The following is a 10050-nucleotide window of genomic DNA, read 5'->3' on the forward strand; positions in this document are numbered from 1 at the left end:
AGGAAGGCATCGTTTTGAATAAGGAAGCAGATTTCTTACAACAGCTTGGGCAAGACCGTTTGATTGCATCCATTAAAAGCCCGAAAAATTTAGAACAATTTTTAGAAACAGAGATCCAGGCCGCCTTTTTATTAACGGGCAATATTAGTGTGATTAAACGCTATGTAGATTTACTCAAACAGCATAATCGAACGGTTTTTTTACACGTTGAAAAAATTCCAGGGATTAGCTATGACCGAGAAGGGCTTAAATTCCTTGCTAAGTTTGTAAAACCTACAGGTATCGTAACCACTAAAAGTTCACTCATTAATTACGCAAAGCAAGAAGGACTGGTTGCTATTCAGCGGCTGTTTCTAGTGGATACAGACGCGGTAGCACAAGGGTTGAAAACCGTTCAAGATATTAAACCGGATGCATTAGAACTAATGCCAGGATTAATTCCGGAGATGATAGAGAAAGTCGTTAAAAAAACAAGTATTCCTATTATTACAGGTGGACTCATTCAAAATGAAAGCCATATCCAAGCTGCTTTAAAAGCAGGAGCTACGGCAGTTTCTACAGGGAAATCATGGTTGTGGAAAAAATATGAATGAGAGGGAAAGGAGCGTTTTTAATGAAAAAAGTAGAGCTAGTTAACATTGGGAAGTCATACGATCAAAAAACAAATGTTATTCAAGATATTAACGTCACAATTGAACCGGGAGAGTTTTTCGTACTAGTAGGTCCTTCAGGATGTGGGAAAAGTACAATGCTGAGAATGATTGCCGGATTAGAAGAAGTCACGCAGGGAGAGCTACTAATTGGAGATGTAAAAGCAAATAAACTGCTTCCAAGTAAGCGCGATTTGTCAATGGTGTTTCAAAACTATGCCTTATATCCGCATTTGACAGTGGAACAAAATATTCTTTTTGGCCTGCATACAAAGAAGATTTCAAAGCAAGAACAGCAAAAGCGCTGCAGGGAAGCAGCAGAGATGCTTGGTTTAAGTGAATATCTAAAGAGAAAGCCTAGACAGCTTTCGGGAGGACAGCGTCAGCGTGTAGCGCTTGCACGTGCTATTGTTACTCATTCGCCTATTTGCTTAATGGATGAGCCGTTATCAAACTTAGATGCGAAGCTGCGCGCGAAGATGAGGTCAGAAATTCGCCAAATTCAGCGTAAGTTAGGTATTACGATGATTTATGTCACGCACGATCAAACAGAGGCGATGACGATGGCAGATCGAATGATGATTTTAAATGGAGGAAATATTCAACAAGTTGGACGTCCGCTTGATATTTACAATGCACCAAAGAACACGTTTGTAGCATCTTTTATAGGTTCTCCCCCTATGAATTTATCAAACGTTTCTATAGAAAATAACTTACTAGTTTTTGAAGATAGAAGAGCTATTTCTATGAGTACACCACACAGTAACCTTAACGGTAAAAAAGAAGTTGTGGTTGGAGTGAGACCTGAGCATATACAGCTTGCGACAAACGATAATACGAGTTTTATTGTGGAAATAGATAATTTAGAAATTCTAGGCACGGAAACACTGCTTACATTTCATATGGGTGACAAGCAGTGGATGGCTAAGTGGAACGGTCAATGGACTATAAAGGTGGGAGAGCGAGTTCCTATTTTTATCGATCCAAAACACCTGTTTTTATTTGATGGCGATACAGGTTCATGCTTGCACTACGAACCATCAACAGAAGATTTAACTGTAAAGGGGGCATTCATATGAGTGCTGTTACCAAAATAGCAAACTCACCTGTTTCTGTTTCAGCAAAATCAAAAGAAAAAAAATCAATGCCTACTATCATTGTTGGACTAGCTTATTTACTGCCATCATTACTGTTATTTAGTGTATTTCTTTTCTACCCAATGATTAAGACATTATATTTAAGTCTTTTTATTACGGACACACAGGGAAATCCCTTAAATTTTGTAGGACTGCAAAATTTCTTCTATCTATTTACAGATCCGAACTTTTTACAAAGTATGAAAGCTACTTTTCTATTTGTACTCTACACAGTGCCTATTGGCTTAATTATTGCCTTATTCCTAGCGCTAATTGCAAATGAAAAGCTGAAAGGGATTGGTTTTTTCAGAACAATGTTTTCATCTACGATGGGAATGAGCGTAGCGGCTTCTTCTGTGATTTGGATGTTTATGTATAATCCGACAATCGGGGTTATCAATAAAGTATTAAACCTTGTAGGGATTCATGACGTGCAGTGGTTATTAGATCCTAAGTATGCATTGGTTGCTGTGTCTATCTCTACAATTTGGATGAACATTGGGTTTACCTTTTTAATTTTGCTTGGCGGGTTGCAAAATATTGATGAAAAGCTGTATGAAAACGCGCGTATTGCTGGAGTTAGCTATTGGTATCAGCTCCGTAAAATTACGCTTCCTATGCTTTCGCCAACGCTGTTTTTTATTATTACGGTTTCCTTTATTAACGCGTTTCAAACGTTTGGACAAACTGACATTTTAACAAAAGGCGGACCTACAGATTCCACAAATGTCATTGTTTATTCAATCTACAAAGATGCATTTGTAAACTACAATGTTGGTTCTGCAAGTGCTCAAGCTACAATATTATTTTTCTGTATTCTACTGGTTACCGCTCTTCAATTCAAGCTTGGAGAAAGGAAGGTACATTATCAATGAGCATCACGAGAAAATGGACAACTTATTTGTTACTCATTGCAGCTACTTTAGTATTGATGTTTCCTATCCTATACGCTTTTTCCATTAGTTTTATGAGTGGAGCGGAAGTGTTAGAAGGGAAGATTTGGCCGTCATCTTTTTCATTTGAAAACTATCGGGACGCTTTTGAAAAAGTTCCGCTGCTTCATTATTTAATTAACAGTTTTGCTGTGTCTATCTTCGTCATGGCTGGGCAGCTGTTAGTTTCAAGTTTGGCCGCTTTTGCATTTGTGTTTATTAAATTTAAAGGAAGAGATGCTATTTTCTTTCTCTTTATTTCTACGATGATGATTCCATGGGAAGCAACGATGGTTCCTAACTTTTTAACAGCACAAAAGCTAGGATGGATTAACAATTATTTGGGATTAACGATTCCTTTTTTTGCTTTAGCGTTTGGGACATTTTTGTTGCGTCAGCAGTTTAAAACTATTCCGAATGAGTTATATGAAGCTTCTCAAGTTGCAGGGATCAGCCGCTTTCGTTTCTTTTGGAACGTCGTGCTCCCTGTGTCTAAAACAAGTCTAGTTACGCTTGGCGTATATAGCTTTTTAACAACATGGAATATGTATTTATGGCCACTATTAGTGACAAATACAGAGGATGTTCGTACCGTTCAGATTGGTTTAAAGCAAATGCAAACGCAGGAGATTTCAACTGATTGGGGAGTGGTTATGGCCGCTGTCGTTGTTGTAATCTTACCGACATTATTACTATTATTCCTAGGTCAAAAACGTCTTCAAAAAGGATTAACCCAAGGTGCAATTAAATAGGAGAGTGAATGTGATGAAAAAGATATTGGCTATCGTAACGGCATGCTTGCTAGTTATTCTAGGTGCTTGCTCAAATTCAACTGGTTCTTCGGAAGCGCAAGAAACAGAAAAAACAGCATCAGGTAAAACAGAAGTCGTATTTTGGCACGCTATGAGCGGTGACCTTGAAAAATCACTCAATAAAATTGTCGATGAGTACAATAAATCCCAGGACAAAGTGGAAGTAAAGCCTGTTTTCCAAGGAACGTATGAAGAAGCACAAACAAAATTTAACACAGTAGCAGGAACAAAGGATGCACCGGCTATTATGCAAACGTTCGAAGTAGGAACGAAATTCATGATAGACAGCGGTAAGATTCAGCCTGTTCAAAAGTTTATCGATCAAGACCACTATGATACTTCACAGTGGGAGAAAAACATTTCAAGCTATTACCAAGTAGATGGAAAGCAATACTCAATGCCGTTCAACTCTTCAACACCTGTTCTTGTTTATAATAAAGATGCTTTTAAAAAAGCAGGGTTAGATCCTGAAAATCCTCCAAAAACGTATGATGAATTAAAGGCAGCTGCAAAGAAATTAACAGAAAAACAAGGAAATAAAACATCGCAATACGGTTTTTCAATTCTAAATTACGGATGGTTCTTTGAAGAGCTAGTTGCTTCTCAAGGCGGCTTGTATGTAGATCACGAAAACGGCCGTAAAGGTGATGCTGAGAAGGCAGTATTTAATGGAAAAGAAGGACAAAACGCATTTAATTTAATCAATGATATGTATAAAGAAGGTACATTCTACAATGTAGGACAAAACTGGGATGATATGCGCGCAGCATTTCAATCTAAAAAAATTGCAATGTTCCTGGACTCATCAGCAGGTATTAAAACACTAGTAGACAATGCTCCATTTGATGTAGGCGTATCTTATATTCCTGTCCCAAAAGAAGAGGATCGCCAAGGAGTAGCTATTGGCGGAGCATCTTTATGGATGTCTAAAGGAATCAGTGATGAAACATCAAAAGCAGCCTGGGACTTCATGAAATATTTAGCAACACCAGAAGTTCAAGCAAAATGGCACGTAGAAAGTGGATACTTTGCAGTTAACCCAAAAGCGTATGAACAAGATATTGTGAAAAAAGAGTGGGAGAAATATCCGCAGTTAAAAGTAACGGTTGATCAGCTTCGTGAAACAAAGCCTACTCCAGCTACGCAAGGTGCTTTAATTTCTGTGTTTCCTGAATCTCGTCAAAAAGTAGTAACAGGGATGGAAAGCCTATATCAAGGAGTAAAGCCAAAAAAAGCGCTTGATCAAGCAGCAAAAGAAACAAATAGAGCATTAGAAGTAGCCAATCAAAAATAACGTATGATTACGAAGCTCGTCTTTTAAGTTATTTTGAGGACGAGCTTTTTACTTAGTGAATGACTAGTTAGGAGAGATAGAGGACAATGAATAGTTCAATTGATCTTTATGCGCATCGCGGCTTTAGCGGACGATATCCTGAAAATACAATGATTGCATTTGAAGAAGCTAGGAAAATGCAAGTTGCAGGTATTGAATTAGATGTACAATTAACAAAAGACGGGGAAATAGTAGTTATTCACGATGAACGAATTGACAGAACGACGAATGGAATGGGGTATGTTCAAGAATTTTTATACAAACAGCTGCGTTTATTCGATGCTGGCAGTTGGTATGACTCTCGTTTTTCTAAACAATCGATTCCCACATTAGTAGAAGTGTTTGAGTGGATGATGGACAAAAAGACAAAATTAACGGTGAATATTGAATTAAAAAATGACCGAATTTACTATCCAAAACTTGAAGAAAAAGTTCTTCGTCTAATCGATGAGTTTGATTTAGAAAATCAGGTTATTTTGTCATCTTTTAACTATGATAGCTTGGCTAAAGTGAGATCTCTCCATTCATATATACCAACAGGTTTTTTATTTGAAGGAGTGAGCGAAGATGCGATTGGAAAAGCAAAATCGATAGGAGCGCACCTACACTGTGATATGTCGTTTGTTCTTTCTTCATACGGGAAAAAATCAAAGCAAGAAGGATTAGACTTACGGGTATATACAATTAATGAAATGAATGACTTTTTGAAGCTCCAGCAGGCTTCAGTAAAAGTAGTGATGACAGATTACCCTAACCGTTTTTCCTCTACCATGTTCAAAGGATGACGTAGAAGGAAGCCGGGACAAAATTACTTGACCCACAGTGAAAAACGAGCCCTTGATCAACATGTTTGATTAGTGGTTCTTTTTTTTGTTGCGGTGTAACAAGCGGTTCAGCTCATGTATCCCATTTGTTCGTCTTTAGGTTGGATTAAGTTTGTTATGTCTCAATCTCTTTTTTAAAAAATATTACTTTATTCTGAATAGTATAAAAGTTATATTGTGAAATTGTTTTATAGATGATATATTGAGAATAGATTATAATGTTCCTTATGAAAGCGAATACATGTTGCGTAGCTCCGCAAACGTTCATTTGCCGGTCCCTAGCATCGTCTGTTATCTCTTTTAGGAGGAATAAAAAATCATGTATGATCAAGATACTATCTATATTATTGGAGATGCCAAAGCTCCTCAAAGCAATCCGATTACTAAAAAATTCAATCAGTATTTTTTAGGGTTGGTAGTTGATAAAACAAATGGGAAAATTATTGATGTGGAATGCTCAGCGACGATTGAGTTGACCGTTCGATTTGTTCAATCGATTTTTATTGGACGTCACATAAGTGATCCCACCCTTATAGACGAAATTAACAGCCGCTATTTCGGTTCTTCCCAAAAAGCGCTGGTGGTAGCGTTTCATGATGCACAGAAAAAATATCAGCAAATAACAGCTGCTTTGTCTACATAGACCTAGACGAAATCCAGCCTGACGTTTTCAAACGTTGGGCTGGATTTTGTTTTGTATAAAAATATTTTCGTGGAGATGAAGGGGGAAGAATAAGTGATTCAAGATGGATTTATGTATGTGAGTGTGTTAACTGCCTTTGCTGCGCTCATGGTAGGGATTGAAAAAAGATTTAAAGCCAATCGATTTTTTAAATTTATCCCGGGTATTGTACTTATTTATATAGGAGCTGCTCTTATGCAAACGGCAGGGGTATTTGGGGATAGCGAATCAAATGTCGCCATGTATACGGGCGTTAAAAATGCACTGCTTCCGGCCATGCTGATGCTTATGCTGTTAAAGTGTGATGTTCGAAGTGTAATTAAACTGGGTCCAAGAATGCTCGGAGGATTCATCGTTGCGGTTTTTAGCATAATGGTAGGTTTTATCCTCGTCTATGCCATCTTTAAGAATTTCTATGTAGAGGACACGTGGAAAGCTTTTGGTGCTTTATCAGGAAGTTGGACCGGAGGATCAGCTAACATGGTTGCTCTCCAAGGGATTTTGGATGTTCCAGAAAATATATTTGGCTACGCTCTTATGATGGATACGATTAACTATGCCGTATGGGTTATGTTTATGTTTTGGCTTGTACCATTTGCATCTAAATTTAATAAATGGACAAAAGCAGACGTCAGCTTTATTGAGAATAGTATAGATGAAGTCGCAGCAACTTCTGAAAGCGAAAAAAAAGGCCCGCAGTTTCAGCATCTTCTTTATTTACTTGGTCTAGGTTTGTTCGTTTCAGCATTTTCTACATTTATCGGAGGGCGTTTGCCTGAAGTGGGAGCGGTTATTAATGCAACGAGCTGGACGATTATGATTGCTTCTGTGGTTGGTCTAGTGCTTGCTGTAACCCCAGTGGCAAAAATTCCAGGTACGCTCGATGTATCAAACGTTATGTTATACATCGTTGTAGCGTTAATTGCTTCTCAATCAGATTTTTCAAATTTAGCTCAGGCTCCTATTTACTTAGTATCTGGTTTTCTCATTATGTTCGTGCACTTAGTGATCATGCTGTTGCTAGCTAAACTATTTAAATATGATTTATTTACGCTCGGAGTAGCAAGTTTAGCTAATATTGGTGGAATGGCGTCTGCTCCAATGCTTGCAGCTGCCTATAACCGTGCACTGATTCCGGTAGGAGTCATTATGGCTCTGATGGGTTCCTTCTTAGGTACTTATTTTGGTATGATGATCGCCAAAATTTTAGGGGCGATCTAAGAATAAATCAAAAATACGTATGAAAGAATATTTGTGCTGAATCGAAAGGAAGCGATTGAAATGATAATTAAAGACATAACTGTAAAGCATCAAACCGTTCCACTGCTCGTTCCGTTTAAAACAGCGCTTCGAACAGCAACAGAGATAGACAGCATAAGTGTAGAGATTCAGTTAGAAAACGGAATAAAAGGAAAAGGAGCGGCTTCGCCAACATATGTTATTACAGGCGATTCTTTAGAAGGCATTCAAGCTGCACTTCAAGGACCTATTAAACTAGCGCTAATAGGGGAGGATATACGTCAGTTTCAAAAACTCTTAAAAAAAATTCAAAGCTGCTGTATTCACAATTCAAGTGCTAAAGCAGCTGCTGATATCGCTTTGCATGATGCTTATACAAAGTTTCTCAACATTCCTTTATATGCTTTCTTGGGCGATAAGCAGCCTATCTCTACGTGTATGACAATAAGTGTTGATACACCTAAGAAAATGGCTGAAGACGCACAAAAAAGTGCAGTGGACGGATTTGACATTTTAAAAGTAAAGGTAGGTTCAATTCCTGAGCTAGACCTTGAGCGTATTAAACATATTCGATCTGTCATTCCGGATCATGTAAAACTTCGTTTGGATGCAAATCAAGGATGGACTCCAAAACAAGCAGTGCAATTAATTAATAAAATGGAAACTCTCAACTTTGGTATTGAATTGGTAGAACAACCTGTCCCTGCTCATGATTGGGAAGGATTAAAGTTTGTGACTGAACGAGTAAATGTACCCATTATGGCAGATGAGAGTTTATTTTCTGCTAAAGATGCATTAAGGCTTGTAAGCGGGCGGTACGTGGATCTTTTGAATATTAAGCTAATGAAGTGCGGAGGAATTAATGAAGCAAGAAAAATCGCAAGTATTGCTGAGGCGAACGATGTTGCATGTATGATTGGAAGCATGATGGAACCATCACTTTCCGTGGGAGCAGCTGCTCATCTGGCAGCCGCTCATCCGAATATCACGTATTTTGACTTAGATGCTCCTCTTTGGCTTTCAACGGAACTGGATGTGTTAAAGTACAGCGGTCAAGAGGTTTTCTTATCAGATCTTCCTGGAATAGGAGAAATTACTGTTCCTATCTCAAAATAAAAGGATAGTAATATAGTAGAAGGAGAGAGACGATGAATATAAAACGTTGGTTTTTGACGGCAATAACAGTTATTTTAGCTACATTTGGGGTCGGTGCAGTTCCTTCTGTTCATGCTTCTGAAGAAAAAGAAACTGCTTATATAGATGTCGCAGCAGCTACTCTGTGGACAGCACCAAACATCTTGCGTGAAGTGGACGCTCCGTCAGCTACTAATCCTGTAGATATGAGAAAGTGGACCACATCGATGAATTTGAAACAGAAGCAGCAGTTATCTAGCGATGGGATGCTTGAGACACAAGCGTTATATGGAAACAAAGTAACGGTTTTAGACGAACAAGGAGACTGGGTCAAAGTAGCTGTAGACGGACAGCCTACTTCTCGAAATGAATTAGGATATCCCGGATGGATGCCTACTAAACAATTAACCTATAGCAAAAGGTACGAACAGTATGCAAAGAAGCCTTTTGTAATGGTGACAGCTCCGACTACTTATCTATATCATTCGTCTTCTTTGAAAAAGAAAGGTATTGAAGTTAGCTATAATATGCGCTTACCTCTTTTGGCAAAATCAAAGAGTGCATATAAAGTATTAAAACCAAATGGAAAGACAGCATGGATTTCTACAAAAGCAGGAAAAATCTACGCGTCTCAAAAAGATATTCCTGTACCAACTGGCACGGAGCTTGTTGAAAGTGGAAAGGCATTTTTAAATCTTCCATATTTATGGGCTGGCATGAGTGGTTTTGGATTTGACTGCTCTGGATTTACGTTTACGATGTACCAATCCCATGGTATTACGATTCCACGTGACTCAGGGCCACAGTCTCGAGCAGGGAAACCAGTAGATATGAACAACCTTCAACCTGGAGACTTATTGTTCTTTGCCTATAACCAAGGAAAAGGAAGCGTCCACCATGTAGCAATGTATGCGGGAGATGGCATGATGATTCATTCGCCGAACTCCGAGCGGACAGTAGAGATTATTCCTTTAAACACAAAGGGATATATTGAAGAGTATGCATGTGCACGTCGTTATTTACCTTAATCAGTAAGATAGGAAAGAAGCTCTTTTTGTGAAGGGCTTCTTTTTAATATAGAGTATAAATAAAAATTAGAAAATTTAGTTTATTTACGTTTAACTACTTCTCAGTAAGGGAAGAAGTTAAACAAGAGAAAAAAATCATTTTTCTTCTTGAAACATATTGACTTTATATACAAAGCGTTATATTATTATAAAGCGTCGTTGAGACATACTCTTAATAACGAAGCTAAAAAAAAGAATTTTAAAAAGTTGTTGACATTACGTTGATAACTTGCTAAGATAA

At 38.0% G+C, this 10050-nt stretch carries 10 protein-coding genes; all 10 read left to right on the forward strand.

Annotation, left to right across the window (positions count from 1 at the left end):
- The first annotated feature begins 14 nt into the window (after positions 1-14).
- The 10 genes from AC2YJL_RS27045 (at position 15) to AC2YJL_RS27090 (ending at position 9770) form a co-directional block, all read left to right on the forward strand.
- A complete protein-coding gene (locus AC2YJL_RS27045) occupies positions 15-593 on the forward strand; it encodes a glycerol-3-phosphate responsive antiterminator (RefSeq protein WP_025753238.1) in 579 nt (192 codons plus the stop codon).
- Positions 594-613: 20 nt separating this feature from the next.
- Entirely contained in the window at positions 614-1729 is a 1116-nt protein-coding gene (locus AC2YJL_RS27050; protein ID WP_251569190.1) for an ABC transporter ATP-binding protein, read from the forward strand.
- Positions 1726-2661, forward strand: coding sequence for a carbohydrate ABC transporter permease (locus AC2YJL_RS27055; protein WP_251569191.1), 936 nt, complete (start codon positions 1726-1728; stop codon positions 2659-2661). Before AC2YJL_RS27050 ends, AC2YJL_RS27055 begins: the two co-directional genes overlap by 4 nt.
- Complete coding sequence (locus AC2YJL_RS27060) at positions 2658-3470, forward strand: carbohydrate ABC transporter permease (RefSeq protein WP_013081575.1); 813 nt, start codon at positions 2658-2660, stop codon at positions 3468-3470. The genes AC2YJL_RS27055 and AC2YJL_RS27060 overlap by 4 nt, the downstream gene beginning before the upstream one ends.
- A 13-nt stretch (positions 3471-3483) precedes the next feature.
- Complete coding sequence (locus tag AC2YJL_RS27065; RefSeq protein ID WP_230931726.1) at positions 3484-4824, forward strand: ABC transporter substrate-binding protein; 1341 nt, start codon at positions 3484-3486, stop codon at positions 4822-4824.
- Positions 4825-4910: 86 nt separating this feature from the next.
- A complete protein-coding gene (locus AC2YJL_RS27070; protein ID WP_251569192.1) occupies positions 4911-5648 on the forward strand; it encodes a glycerophosphodiester phosphodiesterase in 738 nt (245 codons plus the stop codon).
- A 358-nt stretch (positions 5649-6006) separates the two neighbouring features.
- Positions 6007-6330: a DUF3870 domain-containing protein gene (locus AC2YJL_RS27075; RefSeq protein ID WP_028410335.1), complete on the forward strand. Its 324-nt coding sequence runs from the start codon at positions 6007-6009 to the stop codon at positions 6328-6330.
- Positions 6331-6423: 93 nt separating this feature from the next.
- Positions 6424-7590, forward strand: coding sequence for a DUF819 family protein (locus AC2YJL_RS27080; protein ID WP_230931728.1), 1167 nt, complete (start codon positions 6424-6426; stop codon positions 7588-7590).
- A gap of 60 nt (positions 7591-7650) precedes the next feature.
- Positions 7651-8724: a dipeptide epimerase gene (locus AC2YJL_RS27085; protein WP_251569193.1), complete on the forward strand. Its 1074-nt coding sequence runs from the start codon at positions 7651-7653 to the stop codon at positions 8722-8724.
- 32 nt (positions 8725-8756) lie between these two features.
- Entirely contained in the window at positions 8757-9770 is a 1014-nt protein-coding gene (locus AC2YJL_RS27090) for a C40 family peptidase (RefSeq protein WP_251569194.1), read from the forward strand.
- Positions 9771-10050: the final 280 nt, after the last annotated feature.

The sequence above is a fragment of the Priestia sp. SRI_019 genome, from assembly GCF_057586255.1.

What these genes read in the sequence shown, in the direction of transcription:
- AC2YJL_RS27065 (WP_230931726.1), top strand. Translation starts at nt 3,484, where the DNA reads ATGAAAAAGATATTGGCTATCGTAACGGCATGCTTGCTAGTTATTCTA.
- AC2YJL_RS27060 (WP_013081575.1), top strand. Translation starts at nt 2,658, where the DNA reads ATGAGCATCACGAGAAAATGGACAACTTATTTGTTACTCATTGCAGCT.
- AC2YJL_RS27055 (WP_251569191.1), top strand. Translation starts at nt 1,726, where the DNA reads ATGAGTGCTGTTACCAAAATAGCAAACTCACCTGTTTCTGTTTCAGCA.
- AC2YJL_RS27090 (WP_251569194.1), top strand. Translation starts at nt 8,757, where the DNA reads ATGAATATAAAACGTTGGTTTTTGACGGCAATAACAGTTATTTTAGCT.
- AC2YJL_RS27085 (WP_251569193.1), top strand. Translation starts at nt 7,651, where the DNA reads ATGATAATTAAAGACATAACTGTAAAGCATCAAACCGTTCCACTGCTC.
- AC2YJL_RS27075 (WP_028410335.1), top strand. Translation starts at nt 6,007, where the DNA reads ATGTATGATCAAGATACTATCTATATTATTGGAGATGCCAAAGCTCCT.
- AC2YJL_RS27070 (WP_251569192.1), top strand. Translation starts at nt 4,911, where the DNA reads ATGAATAGTTCAATTGATCTTTATGCGCATCGCGGCTTTAGCGGACGA.
- AC2YJL_RS27050 (WP_251569190.1), top strand. Translation starts at nt 614, where the DNA reads ATGAAAAAAGTAGAGCTAGTTAACATTGGGAAGTCATACGATCAAAAA.